The organism is Streptomyces sp. NPDC054783 (assembly GCF_053611725.1).
This window is the reverse complement of sequence record NZ_JBSHAY010000025.1, coordinates 97,274-113,084: the sequence shown is the minus strand read 5'-3', so window position 1 is coordinate 113,084 and position 15,811 is coordinate 97,274. Positions and strand designations below refer to the sequence as shown.

The following is a 15,811-nucleotide window of genomic DNA, read 5'->3' as shown; positions in this document are numbered from 1 at the left end:
AAGGCCACTGTAAAGATCGCTGATCAGTAGGGCGGAACTGACCCCTCCCGGGGTGTTTCGGCGTGGCTGGGTCGGCCTCCCAGGACATGCCGACGACCTCGGGATCCACGGATCCCGGGGCCTTCGGAGTGACAGGACCGCCCGTCAGGCGTACAGCTCCCGGAGCCGTACCGAGAGGCACGTCACACAGCCCTCGAGCTTCTCGAACTCGCTGATGTCCACCGTGACCACTTCGTGGCCGAGATCGGTCAGCAGTTCCGCGGTCTTCGGCGCGCTCGCCGCCATCAGCAGCTTGTGCCCGCCGAGCAGCACCACGTGCGAGCCGGACTCCTCCGGCACCGACAGGAAGCCGGGGAACAGCGACGGCCGGTCGACCTTCGGTATGTGCCCGATCACCGTGCCGTCGGGCAGCGCGGTCACGGCGGACTTCAGGTGCAGCACCTTGCTCACGGGAACGCCCACCACGCGCGCGCCCAGCGGCTCGAAGGCGGCCCGCACCTGCTGAACGCCGGCCCCGTTGGTGCGCCCGCCGCGGCCGACGTACACCGTGTCGCCGACCTTCAGGACGTCGCCGCCGTCCAGCGTGCCCGGCTCCCAGATCCAGTTCACCGAGCAGCCGAGGCGGGCCACCGCCTCCTCCACGCCGACGGTCTCCGCGCGCCGGGACTCCGCGCCGGGCCGGGTGATCAACGCCACGTTCCTGTACATGACGACGGTGTCCTCGACGAACACCGAGTCCGGGCAGTCGTCCTCCGGGTCGACCTCGATCGTCTCCCAGCCGTGCGTGCCCAGGGCCTCGACGTAGGCCTCCCACTGCTCGATGGCGAGCCCGGCATCGACCTTCTCCCGCTCGATGTGCGTCACCAGGCCTTCGGCGAGGCGGGGGCTGGGGCGGCGGACGAGGGCCTTCTTGCTGGGCACGAGGGACCTTTCGAATCGATGGTGCGGTTTTCCGGTGCCGGTGAGACGGCACCGGTCCGCCATCATGCAATCCGTCCCGGCCACGACAAAACCCCCGTTGTCAGGCTGTGGCCCTCCTGAGACGTCGGATCCTAGGCCGAGACCCCGATGTCGTCCGGCGAGATCTCCCTCAGCTCTCCCTCCTCCATCAGCAGCCAGCGGGTGATGCCGAGCGACTCGAGGAACGGCAGGTCGTGGCTGGCCACGAGCAGTGCGCCCTCGTACGACTCCAGGGCCGAGGTCAGCTGCCGCACGCTCGCCATGTCGAGGTTGTTGGTCGGCTCGTCGAGCAGCAGCAGCTGGGGTGCGGGCTCGGCGAGCATCAGCGCGGCGAGGGCCGCACGGAACCGCTCTCCGCCCGACAGGGTGGCCGCCTTCTGGTCGGCCCGCGCGCCCCGGAACAGGAAGCGGGCGAGCCGCGCCCGGATCCGGTTGTTGGTGGCGCCCGGCGCGAACCGGGCCACGTTCTCCGCCACCGTGAGCTCGTCGTCCAGCACGTCCAGCCGCTGGGGCAGGAAGCGCAGCGGGACGTGCGCCCGCGCCTCGCCGGCCACCGGTGTCAGCTGTCCTGCGACGGTCCGCAACAGCGTCGTCTTGCCGGCGCCGTTGCGGCCGACCAGCGCGATCCGCTCCGGGCCGCGCAGATCGAGAATGCCCTCCACGCGCGCGTGGTAGGCCATTTCCAGGTTCTGCAGGGTGAGCACCTGCCGGCCGGGCGGTACGGCGGTGTACGGCAGGTCGACGCGGATCTCGTCGTCGTCCCGTACGGCCTCCGCCGCCTCGTCCAGGCGCTCCCGGGCCTCGGCGAGCCGCTCCTCGTGCATGATGCGGTGCTTGCCCGCCGACTCCTGGGCGGCACGTTTGCGGGCACCCATGACGATCTTCGGCTCGCGCTTGGAGTCCCACATCTTCTGCCCGTACCGCTTGCGCCGGGCCAGTTTCACCTGGGCGTCGGCCAGTTCGCGCTTCTGCTTGCGCACATCGGCCTCGGCGACGCGCACCATCCGCTCGGCCGCCTCCTGCTCGACGGCCAGAGCCTCTTCGTACGCCGAGAAGTTGCCGCCGTACCAGGTGACCTCCCCGGAGCGCAGCTCCGCGATCTGGTCGACCAGGTCGAGCAGTTCGCGGTCGTGGCTGACCACGACCAGTACGCCCGGCCACGCGGAGACGGCGTGGTACAGCCGTCGGCGCGCATACAGGTCGAGGTTGTTGGTGGGCTCGTCCAGCAGCAGCACGTCAGGACGGCGCAGCAGCAGCGCGGCCAGCCGCAGCAGCACCGACTCGCCACCGGAGACCTCGCCGACCGTGCGGTCCAGGCCGATGTGACCGAGACCGAGCTCGCCGAGCGTGACGAGGGCGCGTTCCTCCACGTCCCAGTCGTCGCCCAGCGTCTCGAAGTGCTCCTCGGCAACGTCGCCCGCCTCGATGGCGTGCAGCGCGGCCCGCCGTTCGGCGATGCCGAGGGCCTGGTCGACGCGGAGTGCGGTGTCGAGGGTTACGTTCTGCGGGAGGTGACCGACCTCACCGGACACCTTGACGGTGCCGTCGGACGGGGCGAGTTCACCGGCCAGCAGTTTCAACAGGGTGGATTTCCCCGACCCGTTGACGCCGACGAGACCGGTACGGCCGGGCCCGAAGGCGATGTCGAGGCTGTCGAGGACGGCGGTGCCGTCGGCCCAGGTGAAGGACAGGGACGTACAGGTGAGGGAAGATGACATGAGGGCCTCGCGAGGGGTTCGTGCGGTCGGGTGGACGCATGTCGAGACACCGCGAGGCGGGAACCGAAAGGTCGTGGGGCACGAGGAGGCCACGGAAAAGGGCCTGTGCCCGAGGACGGCTCGGACGCCGAGGTCGTACGCCGCGCACACACCTCAACCGGTGCGACGCGATGCCTCAGGACCTCAGACGAGCAACGTCCTTCTCCAATCGACGGCAACAGGACCGATGTACACCGTAGAAGGGTGCCTGGGGGCTGTCAACGCAATTACGGGCCGCCCTCGACGGCGTTTCTCGGCGACCGCCTCGACCGCGCCCGCGCAGGCGAGGCCGTGGCCCGCATCGCGGCCGTCGTACGCGTCCCGGTCGGCGCGGGCATCGGGCCCGCCGCTACGCCACCGACCCGGCCGGGGGCGCCGACGCGGTACGGGCGGTGCTCGCCGCCGGCGCGGTCGGCGTCAACATCGAGGATGCCCGGCACGAGGCGGGTGTGCCGCTGTTCGTCAGCGCGCGGATCGACACGTTCCTGCGCGGTGTCGGGGGAGTGGACACGACCCTGGAGCGGGCGGCGGCCTTCCGTGCGGCGGGCGCCGACGGATCTTCGTCCCCGGGGCCGTCGACCCGGGGACGGTGAAGGAGCTGGTCGCGGGCATCGACGGCCCGGTCAACGTGTCGGTCTTCCCCGGCGCGCCCACCGTCCCCGAGCCGGCCGCCCTCGGCGCCGCCAGGATCAGCCGGCTCGGGGCTCGCCCAGGCCGCCCACGTCCTGGTCCGCCGCCGCCCGGGAGCTGCTGGGGGCGGGGACGTACGGCGCGCTGGCGGACGGATACCACTACGGGGAGCTGAACACCTTGCGCACGCGTACGACGAGCCGAACCGGGCGGCCATGTGCGCGCAGCGGCACACTCGGCTTCACACGCGCGTGGTGCTCGGCTTCGCGCGCGGAGCGCTCAGCAGGCGTCCCGCATCAGTTCGGCCAGGCCGTGGTCCAGGTCGAGCTGGAGGTGTTCGAGGCCGACGGGCACGAGCGCGCTGGTCGCCTCCAGGAAGCGCCGGATCTCGCCCGAGCGCACGTGCACGATCGCGGTGCCCTCGGGGGCGTGGAACTCCAGCACGGTGCGGTCGTAGCCGTACGGCCGCACCCGGACGTCCCCGTGCCCCTCGGACTGGTGCAGCCCGGCCGTGAGCAGCTCGCGGGAGAAGGTCCAGCGCACCTCGACCCCCTCCAGGGTGGCCGGGGCCGGGAAGGTCATGACGACGGCGAACGGATCGCGTCGGTCGTAGCGCAGCGTGGCGGGAATGTTCGGCATGCGCGGTGCGGCGGCGACGAGACGCGCCTCTACGGGCTGCTCGATGACGGTGGACAACGCCTTGCTCCCTCGTGACGGCTGGACTGCGCCCGGGTGTGCACCCGGCACCGGAAGAGACGACGGATCCGGCCGATCCGTGCACAGGAATCACGAGTGACCTCGGTCACCGCGTCCATGCATGGCGCGGACCCGCTCGTTCGTGCCTGCGGCGGGCGGCAGTTGGCCTCTGGACGGAGTCGGACCGGTGGGCTAGCTTCGCCCGCCATGAGGCGTTTGGGGAGCACGCGACGCAGAGGACGTACGAGCAGGCTGGTGGCGGCGGGGGTGGCGTGCGGGGCGGCGTTGGCCGCGCTGACCGTGCCCGCCGCCGAGGCGGGGCCCCTCGGGCAGGGGAGCCCGCACTGGGCGCCGAAGGATCCGGGCACCCCGCAGGTCCGCTTCCGCGGTCTGGCGGCCGTCGACCGGCGTACCGCCTGGCTGGCCGGTACCGGCGGCACGGTGCTGCGCACGACCGATGGCGGAGCGAGCTGGCGGAACGTCTCTCCGCCGGGCGCGGCCGATCTGCAGTTCCGGGACGTCGAGGCGTTCGACGCGCGGCGCGCCGTGGTGCTGGCCATCGGCGAGGGCGAGACGTCCCGCGTGTACCGCACCGAGGACGGCGGGGCGACCTGGACCGAGTCCTTCCGCAACACCGACCCGAAGGCGTTCTACGACTGCCTGGCCTTCTTCGACCGCCGGCACGGCCTCGCGATGAGCGACCCCGTGGACGGAAGGTTCCGCATCCTGTCGACGACCGACGGCGGACGCTCCTGGCGGGTGCTGCCCCCGGCGGGCATGCCGCCCGCGCTGGACGGTGAGGCGGGCTTCGCCGCGAGCGGCCAGTGCCTGGTCACCTCGGGCCCGAAGGACGTCTGGCTGGCCACCGGCGGCGGCGCTCACGCGCGCGTGCTGCACTCCGCCGACCGCGGACTGACCTGGACGGCCGCCGACACACCGGTGCCGGCCGGCGATCCCGCCAAGGGCGTCTTCGCGCTCGCCTTCCGCGATGGCGGCCACGGCCTCGCCGTCGGCGGCGACTACCGGCTCGACCAGGCCTCGCCGCAGGCCGCCGCGTTCACCGCCGACGGCGGCCGCACCTGGACCCCGGCCGCCACGCCCCCGCCCGCCTACCGCTCCGGAGCCGCCTGGCTGCCACACAGCCGCACCGCCGCACTCGCCGTCGGCCCCACCGGTACCGACCTCACCACCGACGCGGGCCGCACCTGGCGCACGATCGACACCGGCTCCTACGACACCGTGGACTGCACGCCCGACCTCAGCTGCTGGGCGGCCGGAGAGCAGGGGAGGGTCGCGCGGCTGGAACGCTGAGGTGGGCGGCCGGAACCGGGTACTCGAGTCGCACGGGATCCGAGAGAAAGGGAGCGATCATGCCGGCCGGTTCCAGCTCCAAGCGCGAGCGTCAGTACGAACACATCAAGAAGAGCGCGCAGGACCGGGGCGAGAGCACCCGGCGCGCCGAGGAGATCGCCGCGCGGACGGTGAACAAGGAACGCGCCCGCTCCGGCGAGTCCAAGAGCGCGAGCCGCAGCTCGACGCAGGACATGTCGTCCAGCAGGCGCGGCGGTCAGCGGTCGGGCAACCGGGTCGGCTCCCAGGGCCCGACCCGCGACCAGCTGTACAACGAGGCGAAGCAGCGCGGCATCGAGGGCCGTTCGAACATGAACAAGGACCAGCTGCAGCGCGCACTGAACGCAAAGAAGGGATGAACGGCCGCGGTCAGCCCAGCGTCTGCCGGTGGCGGGCCAGCTCCGGAGCCGTCTTGGTGGCGATGAACTCCGTGATGCGATACGTGCACACGCCGCCGACGGCGAAGGGGTCGCCCGCGACGAGCTCCTCGATCCGGGCGCGGTTCTCGGCGACGGCGAGGATCACCCCGCCGTCCCGGGGGTTCTTGCGCCCGGAGGCGAGGAAGAAGCCCTTCTCGTACTGCTCCTCGAGCCACGCCACGTGGTGCGGCAGCAGCGCGTCCACGGCGTCGAGGGGTGCGGTGTAGGTCAATTCCAGTACGAACATGATCGCGAGCGTACCTCCCGGCTCCGACAACGGGCCCCTGGAACCGTAGAGTTCAGGTCACCATGACGACCGTTGGAGTACCCGCGGGCTGGCCCGCGACCGAGGAAGAGGCCCGCGCGGTGCAGGACGAGCTGCGCGGGCGGGTGGTGCTCGACGAGCGCGGACCCGAGCCCGGCACGGGCCGGGTCACCGGGGTCGACGTCGCCTACGACGACGAGCTCGACCTCGTCGCCGCGGCGGCCGTCGTACTGGACGCCGCGTCCCTGGACGTGGTGGCCGAGGCGACGGCCGTCGGCCGGGTCTCCTTCCCGTACGTGCCCGGCCTCCTCGCCTTCCGCGAGATCCCGACCGTCCGGGCCGCCCTGGACCGGCTGCCGTGCCCGCCCGGCCTGGTCGTGTGCGACGGCTACGGCCTGGCCCATCCGCGGCGCTTCGGCCTCGCGAGCCACCTCGGCGTGCTCACCGGCCTGCCGGTCATCGGCGTCGCCAAGAACCCGTTCACCTTCACGTACGACGATCCGGATCCGGCGCGGGGAGCTTCTGCTCCGCTGCTCGCCGGGGACGAGGAGGTCGGGCGCGCACTGCGCACCCGGGACGGCGTCAAACCGGTCTTCGTCTCCGTCGGCCACCGGGTGAGCCTGGACGACGCCGTCGCCCACACGCTGGCCCTCACCCCGCGCTACCGGCTGCCGGAGACCACGCGCCGGGCGGACGCCCTGTGCCGCCGGGCGCTGCGGGAAGCGGCACAGAACGCCGGAGGCGGCGCTCAGGAGGCGACGACGCGCCAGGCGCCGACCTCCTGATACGCCGAGTCGTAGACGGCCGAGCCGTCTCCGGGTTCGAGGGCGTAGTGGTGGAGGTTCCCGCCCCAGTAGCGCAGGATGCGCCCCAGCTCACCGGCGCGCTCCTGCCCCTGCGCGTCCTCGTCCACGGTCACTTCGAGCACGAACTTCATGCCTCTCCCGCCTCCTTCGGCTCAGCGGACTTGAGCCTCCATCGTTTCATTGACGGGCCTTGTGAAACCTTCGTGGCGATGGCCGCAGGTGGCCGGGGGCGTCGGCTGTAAAAGTCTCAAACGGGGGAGGAGGCGCCCGGGCCGGTGGCCGCGACCCGGAAGGTGATTCCCGCGGCGCGCAGCCGCTCGGTCAGGGCGTCACCCATCGCCTGCGCCGTGGTGACCTGCCCGGCCGTCGGCGGAAGGTCGTCGAAGGCCAGGCTGAGGGCCGCCTCGGCGAACATCTTCGCCGTCTCGTCGTAGCCCGGGTCGCCGCCCGAGACCTCCGTGAACACGCGCCGCCCGCCGCCCTCGCCGACGAAGCGCACCGCGAACCGGCTCTGCGCCCGCCGCTCCGCGCTCGGCCCGTCCCCCGGCTGCAGTCGGCCCGACAACCAGCGCCGCGCGGGCGGCAGCTGGGCGGCCGCCAGTACCGCGCCGACGGCGGCGACCCCGCCGAGGGCGACCGGCAGGTGCCGCACCGCCGCGTAGTGCCGGTAGCGGAAGTCGGGGCCGTACCGGCCGAGGGCCTTCGCCGAGCGGCGCACGATCTGCGGGTCGACGGTCGGCAGCGGCAGCGCCCACGCGCCGACCTCCTTGGCGAACCGTGGCGCGCCCGTCGGCGCCGCGACCCGCCGCCCCATCAGCCGCGGCTCGTGCCGGCCCCGCTCGCGCGCCGCGGCCAGCAGCTGCCGGCCGCGGGCGAACTGGTTCAGCGCCGAGGCCAGGGTGCCGCCGGAGAAGGCTGCGTCGGCGGTCACGTATCCGTCCACGGTCAGCGGTACGCCCTCGGGCAGCTGCCGGACCGTGAAGTACACACCCAGGTCGTGGGGTACGGAGTCGAAGCCGCACGCGTGCAGCAGGCGCGCGCCCGTCTCCCGCGCGCGTGCGTCGTGCCGGACGTACATCAGGTCGACGAACTCCGGCTCGCCGGTCAGGTCCAGGTAGTCGGTCCCGGTGTCCGCGCAGGCGGCGACCAGCTCCTCGCCGTACAGCACATACGGCCCGACGGTCGTGGCGACCACGCGCGCGTGCTCGGCGAGGGCGCGCAGGGTCGCGGGTTCGGACACGTCGGCCGGCAGGACACCGACGTCCGCCCCGCCGGGCAGGCGCTCGCGCAGCCGCTCCAGCTTGCGTTCGTCGCGGCCGGCCACCGCCCAGCGCAGGTCCTTCGGCGCGTGCGCGGCGAGGTACTCCGCAGTGAGGGTGCCGACGAATCCGGTGGCTCCGAAGAGCACGAGGTCGTAGGGACGGTCTGTCCTATTTAGCCTGCTCATGACACCCCTTCGTCCCGCAGCCCGCGCCGCTGTCGGTGGCCGAGGCTAGCGTGAGGGGAACGAGCGACGACGACCAGCCCGGAGGCAGTGGTGGCCGCAGCCAGGAACGCCCCGGCAAAGCGGGAGAAAGTACCCGAATTCCTCGGTGTGGACGACGGTGGCCGCCTGCAGGGCCTCGCTCTCGTGCTCCGGAGCGACGTCGTCGGCGCGGACCGCGGCGCCGCCGTCTCTCACCCTCCCGGGTGATCCCCGTGGAACCGGGCACTTGACTAAGCGCTTGCTCGTTAGGTCTTGTGTCCGGTGGAACGCGTTCCTAGCATCACCGGTGTTACATCAGTTGTGTCACACATGCTTTTGGGGGCAGGACGCATGACGACGGCAGAGACGCCGGCGACGCCGGGCGGCGGGCCGCTCTCCGGCGTGCGCGTGGTCGAGCTGGCCGGCATCGGTCCGGGCCCGTTCGCCGCCATGCTCCTCGCGGACCTGGGCGCGGACGTGGTCCGGGTGGACCGGCCGGGCGGCCCCGGCCTCGGCATCGACCCCGCGTACGACGTCACCAACCGCAACAAGCGCTCGATCGTCGTCGACCTGAAGGCACCGGACGGCCCCGCGCGCGTGCTGGACCTCGCCGAGCGGGCCGACATCCTCATCGAGGGCTACCGCCCGGGCGTCGCCGAGCGCCTCGGCGTAGGCCCCGAGGAGTGCCACGCCCGCAACCCCCGCCTGGTCTACGGCCGCATGACCGGCTGGGGGCAGGACGGCCCGCTCGCCGACCGCGCGGGCCACGACGTGGCGTACATCGCGCTGACCGGCACCCTCGGCATGACCGGCCACCCGGACGAGCCCCCGGTCTTTCCCGCCAACCTGCTCGGCGACTACGCGGGCGGCTCCCTCTATCTGGTCGTCGGCGTCCTCGCCGCGCTCCACCACGTGCGCGTGACCGGCACCGGACAGGTCGTCGACGCCGCCATCGTGGACGGCACGGCCCACCTCTCGGCGATGATCCACGGCATGCTCGCCGCCGGCGGCTGGCAGGACCGGCGCGCCGCCAACCTCCTCGACGGCGGCTGCCCCTACTACGGCACCTACGAGACGGCCGACGGCAAGTACATGGCGGTCGGAGCCCTGGAGGGACAGTTCTACACGGAGTTCCTGCGCCTGCTCGGCCTGGACGACCTGGCACCGGCCCACAGGGACTGGAGCCGCTGGGACGAGTTGCGCGAGCGCGTCGCCGCCCGCTTCAAGTCCCGGACCCGGGACGAGTGGACGGCCCTCTTCGAGGGAACCGACGCCTGTGTGACCCCTGTGCTGTCCCTGCGCGAGGCCCCGCACCACCCGCACCTGGCCGCCCGCGGCACCTTCACCGACCACGCCGGCATCACCCAGCCGGCCCCCGCCCCCCGTTTCTCCGCCACCCCCACGTGCGTCCGTACCGGCCCCGCCCTGCCGGGCGCCGACACGGAGGCGGTGGCGCGGGACTGGGGGATACCCGCACCCGCGGACGACCATCCGGCCACCGACACCTGAACCACGACCCGTTCACCGACGCCGGCCGACCCCGCCCACCCCGCTCGGCCCACCCTCCCGAAAGGCACACCAGTGAGCACCGAAGCGTACGTGTACGACGCGATCCGCACCCCGCGCGGCCGCGGCAAGGCGAACGGCGCCCTGCACGGCACCAAGCCCATCGACCTGGTCGTCGGCCTCATCCACGAGATCCGCGACCGCTTCCCCGGCCTCGACCCGGCCGCCGTCGACGACATCGTGCTCGGTGTCGTCGGCCCCGTCGGCGACCAGGGTTCCGACATCGCCCGGATCGCCGCGATCGCCGCCGGACTGCCCGACACCGTCGCCGGCGTCCAGGAGAACCGCTTCTGTGCCTCGGGCCTGGAGGCCGTCAACCTGGCCGCCGCCAAGGTCCGTGCCGGCTGGGAGGACCTGGTCCTCGCGGGCGGTGTGGAGTCCATGTCCCGGGTGCCGATGGCCTCCGACGGCGGCGCCTGGTTCAACGACCCGATGACCAACCTCGCCGTCAACTTCGTGCCGCAGGGCATCGGCGCCGACCTGATCGCCACCATCGAGGGCTTCTCCCGCCGGGACGTCGACGAGTACGCGGCCCTGTCCCAGGAGCGCGCCGCCACGGCCTGGAAGGAGAGCCGCTTCGACCGCTCCGTCGTCCCCGTGAAGGACCGCAGCGGCCTGGTCGTCCTCGACCACGACGAGCATCTGCGCCCCGGCACCACCGCCGACTCCCTCGCCAAGCTCAAGCCGTCCTTCGCGGACATCGGCGAACTCGGCGGCTTCGACGCGGTCGCGCTGCAGAAGTACCACTGGGTGGAGAAGATCGACCACGTCCACCACGCGGGCAACTCCTCCGGCATCGTCGACGGCGCCTCGCTCGTCGCGATCGGCTCCAAGGAGGTCGGCGAGCGCTACGGCCTCACCCCGCGCGCGCGGATCGTCTCCGCCGCCGTCTCCGGCTCCGAGCCCACCATCATGCTCACCGGGCCCGCCCCCGCCACCCGCAAGGCCCTGGCCAAGGCCGGCCTCACCATCGACGACATCGACCTGGTCGAGATCAACGAGGCGTTCGCCGCGGTGGTCCTGCGCTTCGTCAAGGACATGGGCCTGTCGCTGGACAAGGTCAACGTCAACGGCGGCGCCATCGCCCTCGGCCACCCGCTCGGCGCGACCGGCGCGATGATCCTCGGCTCGCTCATCGACGAGCTGGAGCGCCAGGACAAGCGCTACGGCCTCGCCACCCTGTGCGTCGGCGGCGGCATGGGCATCGCCACCATCGTCGAGCGCATCTGAACTCCCCGCGGAATCACGAGACTTCCGAGACCTCAACGGAGACGACTGTCATGACCGAGAGCACCACCATCCGCTGGGAGCAGGACGACACCGGTGTCGTCACCCTCGTCCTGGACGACCCCAACCAGTCCGCGAACACCATGAACCAGGCGTTCCGCGACTCCCTCGCCGCGATCACCGACCGCCTGGAGGCCGAGCGGGACTCCGTCCGCGGCATCATCTTCACCTCCGCCAAGAAGACCTTCTTCGCGGGCGGCGACCTGCGCGACCTGATCCGGGTCACCCCGGAGACCGCCCAGGACCTCTTCGACGGCGGCCTCGCCATCAAGCGCAACCTGCGCCGCATCGAGACCCTCGGCAAGCCCGTCGTCGCCGCCATCAACGGCGCCGCCCTGGGCGGCGGCTTCGAACTGGCCCTCGCCTGCCATCACCGGGTCGCCCTCGACACCTCCGGCACCAAGATCGGCTGCCCCGAGGTCACCCTCGGCCTGCTCCCCGGCGGAGGCGGCGTCGTCCGCACCGTGCGGCTGCTGGGCATCGCCGACGCCCTGCTGAAGGTGCTCCTCCAGGGCCAGCAGTACAACGCACGCCGCGCCCAGGAGAACGGCCTCGTCCACGAGGTCGCCGCCACGCCCGAGGAACTGCACGCCAAGGCCCGCGCCTTCATCGACGCCAACCCCGAGTCGCAGCAGCCCTGGGACAAGCCCGGCTACAAGATCCCCGGCGGTACGCCCGCCAACCCGAAGTTCGCCGCGAACCTGCCCGCCTTCCCGGCCACCCTGCGCAAGCAGACGAACGGCGCCCCCTACCCGGCTCCCCGCAACATCCTCGCCGCGGCCGTCGAGGGCTCCCAGGTCGACTTCGAGACCGCCCAGGTCATCGAGGCCCGCTACTTCGTGGAGCTCGCCGCCGGTCAGACCTCGAAGAACATGATCCAGGCGTTCTTCTTCGACCTCCAGGCGGTCAACTCCGGCGCCAACCGCCCGAAGGGCATCGAGGCCCGCAAGGTCCACAAGGTCGCGGTGCTCGGCGCGGGCATGATGGGCGCCGGCATCGCCTACTCGTGTGCCCGCGCCGGCATCGACGTCGTCCTGAAGGACGTCTCCCCGGAGGCGGCGACCAAGGGCAAGGCCTACTCCGAGAAGCTGTGCGCCAAGGCCGTCGCAAAGGGCCGTACCAGCCAGGAGAAGGCGGACGCGCTGCTCGCCCGGATCACGCCCACCGCCGAGGCCGCCGACCTCGCGGGCTGCGACGCGGTGATCGAGGCCGTCTTCGAGGACACCTCGCTCAAGCACAAGGTGTTCCAGGAGATCGAGTCCGTCGTCGCGCCCGACGCGCTGCTGTGCTCCAACACCTCCACCCTGCCCATCACCACGCTCGCCGAGGGCGTGGACCGCCAGGCCGACTTCATCGGGCTGCACTTCTTCTCCCCGGTCGACAAGATGCCGCTGGTGGAGATCATCAAGGGCGAGCGCACCGGCGACGAGGCCCTGGCCCGGGCCTTCGACCTGGTCCGTCAGATCAACAAGACGCCGATCGTCGTGAACGACTCGCGCGGCTTCTTCACCTCCCGCGTGATCGGCCACTTCATCAACGAGGGCGTCGCCATGGTCGGCGAGGGCATCGAGCCCGCCTCCGTGGAGCAGGCTGCCGCCCAGGCCGGCTACCCGGCCAAGGTCCTCTCCCTCATGGACGAGCTGACCCTCACCCTCCCGCGCAAGATCCGCAACGAGACGAAGCGGGCCGTGGAGGAGGCGGGCGGCACCTGGACCGCGCACCCGGCCGAGGCGGTCATCGACCGCATGGTCGACGAGTTCGGCCGCCCCGGCCGCAGCGGCGGCAGCGGCTTCTACGACTACTCCGAGGACGGCAAGCGGGCCGGACTCTGGCCGGGCCTGCGCGAGCACTTCACCAAGCCCGGGTACGAGATCCCCTTCCGGGACATGCAGGAGCGGATGCTCTTCTCCGAAGCGCTCGACACCGTGCGCCTCCTGGAGGAGGGCGTCCTGACCTCCGTCGCCGACGCCAACATCGGCTCGATCTTCGGCATCGGCTTCCCGGGCTGGACCGGCGGTGTGCTCCAGTACATCAACGGCTACGAGGGGGGCCTGCCCGGATTCGTAGCACGCGCGCGTGAGCTGGCCGAGGCCTACGGCGAGCGTTTCACCCCGCCCGCGCTGCTCGTGGAGAAGGCCGAGAAGGGAGAGCCGTTCGCCGACTCAGTCCACTCCTGAGCCGGGCTCGGCCGGTTCCGGCCGGGTGACCCACTCGCTCAGCTCTTCCCGCAGCGAGCGCTGGAACGTCGTCAGCAACGACTGCACCACCAGAGGGTGCATGTGCGCCGACAGGGACTTCACGTCCCGCGCGTCTCGCTCCGCGACCTCGCCGCGGAAGAGCTGGGAGAGCTGATGGGCCGCGGCGCGCGAGTGCTCGATGAGCACCTTGCGCGCCGCGAGGATCACCTCCTGCGACAGCGGTACGTCGAGCAGCTGCACCCCGAGCCGGAGCAGCCCGGAGTCCACCCGGAAGGTGTCGCCCTCCGCGCCCTCCGCCGCCATGACGACGTTCATCGCCGCCAGCCGCTCCACGTCCTCGGCGGCGAGCGGCCGTCCGGCTCGCCGCTCCAGCTCCTCCCGCGACACCGTGTCGACCGTGTCCGGCGCCCAGGACGCGACCACGGCACGGTGAATGGCCAGGTCGTGCGGGGAGAGGTCGGCGGGCAGCTGCCCGAGGTAGCGCTCGATCGCCGACAGGGTCATGCCCTGCTGCTGCAACTCCTCGATCAGGGCCAGCCGGGCCAGGTGCTCCGGCCCGTAGTGCCCCACCCGGCGCGGGCCGATCACCGGAGGCGGCAGCAGGCCCTTGCTGCCGTAGAAGCGGACGGTGCGCACCGTGACGCCGGCGCGGGCGGCCAGCTCGTCGACGGTGAGGGGCGTGTCCCCGGCATCGGTGGTCATGTGCAGCAGTATCGCTGTCTCACCAATGCTGTGAAACCCGAGGTGAACGGCGTGTGAACCTTGCGTTGATCATGTGAGAAGTAACGCTGTGTGACATGGACCACCGCGTGAGGGTGATCCCTTCTGGGAAGCTGCTGGCTTGGTCTGTGCCGCGGCTCAACAGGGTGGTGCGGACCAAGCCCTGCACGTCCCCCGGACCCACGAGGTCCGGGCGCACCAGGAAGTGAACCACCCGTGAGCAAGGACGCCGTGGAATCGGCACAGGCCCCCGCCCGCACCCAGGCCGCGCAGGCGGCCCAGACGCCCGCGGACGCGGGCGACGCCGGTTACAGCAAGGACCTCAAGGCCCGCCACGTCAACATGATCGCCATCGGTGGCGCGATCGGCACCGGACTCCTCCTGGGCGCCGGCGGCCGCCTGCACAACGCGGGCCCGGCGCTCGCCCTGGCCTACCTGGTCTGCGGCGTCTTCGCCTTCTTCGTCGTCCGGGCCCTCGGCGAGCTGGTCCTGTACCGCCCGTCCTCCGGGTCCTTCGTGTCCTACGCGCGCGAGTTCCTCGGCGAGAAGGGTGCCTACGTCGCCGGCTGGATGTACTTCCTGAACTGGTCGACCACCGGCATCGCCGACATCACCGCGATCGCGCTCTACACGCACTACTGGAGCATGTTCACCAGCATTCCCCAGTGGGTGCTCGCCCTGATCGCCCTCGCGGTGGTCCTGGCCGTGAACCTGATCTCGGTGAAGATCTTCGGCGAGCTGGAGTTCTGGTTCTCGATCATCAAGGTCGCCACCATCGTCGGCTTCATGCTGATCAGCATTTTCCTGCTCGCCACCCAGCACAAGGTCGGCGGCCACACCCCCGGCCTGAGCGTCGTCACCGACCACGGCGGACTCTTCCCGCACGGCGCGATGCCGGTCGTCCTGGTCATGCAGGGCGTGATCTTCGCCTACGCCGCCCTGGAACTGGTCGGTATCGCGGCCGGCGAGACCGCCGAGCCGGAGAAGGTCGTCCCGCGCGCGGTGAACTCGATCATGTGGCGTGTCGGCCTGTTCTACGTCGGCTCGGTCGTGCTGCTCGCCCTGCTGCTGCCCGGCTCGGTGTACTCCGCCGACGAGAGCCCGTTCGTCACGGTCCTGTCGAAGATCGGCGTCCCGGCGGCCGGTGACGTGATGAACCTGGTCGTCCTGACCGCGGCCATGTCCTCGCTGAACTCCGGCCTGTACTCCACCGGCCGCATCCTGCGCTCCATGGCCATGGCGGGCTCCGCCCCGAAGTTCACCGCCCGTATGAACCGCAGCCAGGTCCCCTACGGCGGCATCCTGCTGACCTGCGCGGTCTGTGTGCTCGGCGTCGGCCTGAACTACCTCATGCCCAGCCAGGCCTTCGAGATCGTGCTGAACATCGCTTCCCTCGGCATCATCAGCACCTGGGTGATCATCATGATCTGCCACATGGTCTTCGTCCGCCGCGCCCGTGCGGGCCTCGCGACCCGGCCGCACTTCCAGCTGAAGTTCAGCCCGGTCACCGAGATCGCCACGATCGCGTTCCTGCTGATCTGCCTCGGCATGATGTGGAACGACCCCGAGGTGGGCCGGAAGACCATCCTGCTGATTCCGGTGATCGCCGTCATGCTGGTCGCCGGCTGGTTCGGCGTGCGCCGCCGGGTGTCGAAGAACACCGACCAGGAGCTGTCCGAACTCACGAAGTAA

15 protein-coding genes are annotated in these 15,811 nt (G+C 71.6%); 8 read left to right on the top strand and 7 right to left on the bottom strand.

Annotation, left to right across the window (positions count from 1 at the left end; translation table 11 throughout):
* Window positions 1–144 precede the first annotated feature (144 nt).
* Window positions 145–921, bottom strand: coding sequence for a dimethylargininase (gene ddaH / locus ACWGJ5_RS33625; RefSeq protein ID WP_453313401.1), 777 nt, complete (start codon window positions 919–921; stop codon window positions 145–147).
* A 131-nt stretch (window positions 922–1,052) separates the two neighbouring features.
* On the bottom strand, window positions 1,053–2,678 hold the full coding sequence (locus ACWGJ5_RS33620; protein ID WP_453313400.1) for an ABC-F family ATP-binding cassette domain-containing protein: 1,626 nt from the start codon (window positions 2,676–2,678) through the stop codon (window positions 1,053–1,055).
* A gap of 431 nt (window positions 2,679–3,109) precedes the next feature.
* On the opposite strand from ACWGJ5_RS33620, the gene ACWGJ5_RS33615 reads away from it, so the two are divergent.
* Window positions 3,110–3,310 (top strand): isocitrate lyase/phosphoenolpyruvate mutase family protein, encoded by a 201-nt coding sequence (locus ACWGJ5_RS33615; protein ID WP_453313399.1) that lies wholly within the window; start codon window positions 3,110–3,112, stop codon window positions 3,308–3,310.
* A gap of 316 nt (window positions 3,311–3,626) precedes the next feature.
* Here the strand turns inward: ACWGJ5_RS33615 and ACWGJ5_RS33610 are convergent, their stop codons facing one another.
* Window positions 3,627–4,043 (bottom strand): SsgA family sporulation/cell division regulator, encoded by a 417-nt coding sequence (locus tag ACWGJ5_RS33610; RefSeq protein WP_453313398.1) that lies wholly within the window; start codon window positions 4,041–4,043, stop codon window positions 3,627–3,629.
* A gap of 207 nt (window positions 4,044–4,250) precedes the next feature.
* On the opposite strand from ACWGJ5_RS33610, the gene ACWGJ5_RS33605 reads away from it, so the two are divergent.
* Together ACWGJ5_RS33605 and ACWGJ5_RS33600 are read left to right on the top strand one after the other, a co-directional pair.
* Window positions 4,251–5,354: a WD40/YVTN/BNR-like repeat-containing protein gene (locus tag ACWGJ5_RS33605; protein ID WP_453313397.1), complete on the top strand. Its 1,104-nt coding sequence runs from the start codon at window positions 4,251–4,253 to the stop codon at window positions 5,352–5,354.
* A 59-nt stretch (window positions 5,355–5,413) separates the two neighbouring features.
* On the top strand, window positions 5,414–5,752 hold the full coding sequence (locus ACWGJ5_RS33600; RefSeq protein WP_453313396.1) for a plasmid stabilization protein: 339 nt from the start codon (window positions 5,414–5,416) through the stop codon (window positions 5,750–5,752).
* 10 nt (window positions 5,753–5,762) lie between these two features.
* On the opposite strand, the gene ACWGJ5_RS33595 is transcribed toward ACWGJ5_RS33600, so the two are convergent.
* Window positions 5,763–6,059, bottom strand: a complete 297-nt coding sequence (locus ACWGJ5_RS33595) for a YciI family protein (protein WP_453313395.1) — start codon at window positions 6,057–6,059, stop codon at window positions 5,763–5,765.
* A gap of 62 nt (window positions 6,060–6,121) precedes the next feature.
* On the opposite strand from ACWGJ5_RS33595, the gene ACWGJ5_RS33590 reads away from it, so the two are divergent.
* Window positions 6,122–6,862, top strand: coding sequence for an endonuclease V (locus ACWGJ5_RS33590; RefSeq protein ID WP_453313394.1), 741 nt, complete (start codon window positions 6,122–6,124; stop codon window positions 6,860–6,862).
* Here the strand turns inward: ACWGJ5_RS33590 and ACWGJ5_RS33585 are convergent.
* Both ACWGJ5_RS33585 and ACWGJ5_RS33580 read right to left on the bottom strand, forming a co-directional pair.
* A complete protein-coding gene (locus tag ACWGJ5_RS33585; protein WP_453313393.1) occupies window positions 6,826–7,014 on the bottom strand; it encodes a hypothetical protein in 189 nt (62 codons plus the stop codon). The two genes, ACWGJ5_RS33590 and ACWGJ5_RS33585, sit on opposite strands and share 37 nt — an antisense overlap.
* A gap of 116 nt (window positions 7,015–7,130) precedes the next feature.
* Window positions 7,131–8,330 carry a saccharopine dehydrogenase family protein gene (locus ACWGJ5_RS33580; protein ID WP_453313392.1) on the bottom strand — a complete coding sequence of 400 codons (1,200 nt, stop codon included), beginning with the start codon at window positions 8,328–8,330 and terminating at the stop codon, window positions 7,131–7,133.
* Between the two features lie 369 nt (window positions 8,331–8,699).
* Here ACWGJ5_RS33580 and ACWGJ5_RS33575 point away from each other — a divergent pair, with 369 nt between their 5' ends.
* From ACWGJ5_RS33575 to ACWGJ5_RS33565, 3 genes are all read left to right on the top strand, one after another.
* Window positions 8,700–9,857: a CaiB/BaiF CoA transferase family protein gene (locus ACWGJ5_RS33575; RefSeq protein WP_453313391.1), complete on the top strand. Its 1,158-nt coding sequence runs from the start codon at window positions 8,700–8,702 to the stop codon at window positions 9,855–9,857.
* Between the two features lie 72 nt (window positions 9,858–9,929).
* The gene (locus tag ACWGJ5_RS33570; RefSeq protein WP_453313390.1) at window positions 9,930–11,144 is read left to right on the top strand and encodes an acetyl-CoA C-acetyltransferase; all 1,215 of its coding nucleotides are present in this window, start codon (window positions 9,930–9,932) and stop codon (window positions 11,142–11,144) included.
* A gap of 50 nt (window positions 11,145–11,194) precedes the next feature.
* Window positions 11,195–13,378, top strand: coding sequence for a 3-hydroxyacyl-CoA dehydrogenase NAD-binding domain-containing protein (locus ACWGJ5_RS33565; RefSeq protein WP_453313389.1), 2,184 nt, complete (start codon window positions 11,195–11,197; stop codon window positions 13,376–13,378).
* On the opposite strand, the gene ACWGJ5_RS33560 is transcribed toward ACWGJ5_RS33565, so the two are convergent.
* Window positions 13,364–14,101 (bottom strand): MerR family transcriptional regulator, encoded by a 738-nt coding sequence (locus ACWGJ5_RS33560; protein WP_453313388.1) that lies wholly within the window; start codon window positions 14,099–14,101, stop codon window positions 13,364–13,366. The two genes, ACWGJ5_RS33565 and ACWGJ5_RS33560, sit on opposite strands and share 15 nt — an antisense overlap.
* 234 nt (window positions 14,102–14,335) lie before the next feature.
* Between ACWGJ5_RS33560 and ACWGJ5_RS33555 the strand changes: the two genes are divergently transcribed.
* Window positions 14,336–15,811, top strand: coding sequence for an amino acid permease (locus ACWGJ5_RS33555; RefSeq protein WP_453313387.1), 1,476 nt, complete (start codon window positions 14,336–14,338; stop codon window positions 15,809–15,811).

What these genes read in the sequence shown, in the direction of transcription:
- ACWGJ5_RS33595 (WP_453313395.1), bottom strand. Translation starts at nt 6,059, where the DNA reads ATGTTCGTACTGGAATTGACCTACACCGCACCCCTCGACGCCGTGGAC.
- ACWGJ5_RS33565 (WP_453313389.1), top strand. Translation starts at nt 11,195, where the DNA reads ATGACCGAGAGCACCACCATCCGCTGGGAGCAGGACGACACCGGTGTC.
- ACWGJ5_RS33580 (WP_453313392.1), bottom strand. Translation starts at nt 8,330, where the DNA reads ATGAGCAGGCTAAATAGGACAGACCGTCCCTACGACCTCGTGCTCTTC.
- ACWGJ5_RS33560 (WP_453313388.1), bottom strand. Translation starts at nt 14,101, where the DNA reads ATGACCACCGATGCCGGGGACACGCCCCTCACCGTCGACGAGCTGGCC.
- ACWGJ5_RS33590 (WP_453313394.1), top strand. Translation starts at nt 6,122, where the DNA reads ATGACGACCGTTGGAGTACCCGCGGGCTGGCCCGCGACCGAGGAAGAG.
- ACWGJ5_RS33600 (WP_453313396.1), top strand. Translation starts at nt 5,414, where the DNA reads ATGCCGGCCGGTTCCAGCTCCAAGCGCGAGCGTCAGTACGAACACATC.
- ACWGJ5_RS33605 (WP_453313397.1), top strand. Translation starts at nt 4,251, where the DNA reads ATGAGGCGTTTGGGGAGCACGCGACGCAGAGGACGTACGAGCAGGCTG.
- ACWGJ5_RS33585 (WP_453313393.1), bottom strand. Translation starts at nt 7,014, where the DNA reads ATGAAGTTCGTGCTCGAAGTGACCGTGGACGAGGACGCGCAGGGGCAG.
- ACWGJ5_RS33620 (WP_453313400.1), bottom strand. Translation starts at nt 2,678, where the DNA reads ATGTCATCTTCCCTCACCTGTACGTCCCTGTCCTTCACCTGGGCCGAC.
- ACWGJ5_RS33575 (WP_453313391.1), top strand. Translation starts at nt 8,700, where the DNA reads ATGACGACGGCAGAGACGCCGGCGACGCCGGGCGGCGGGCCGCTCTCC.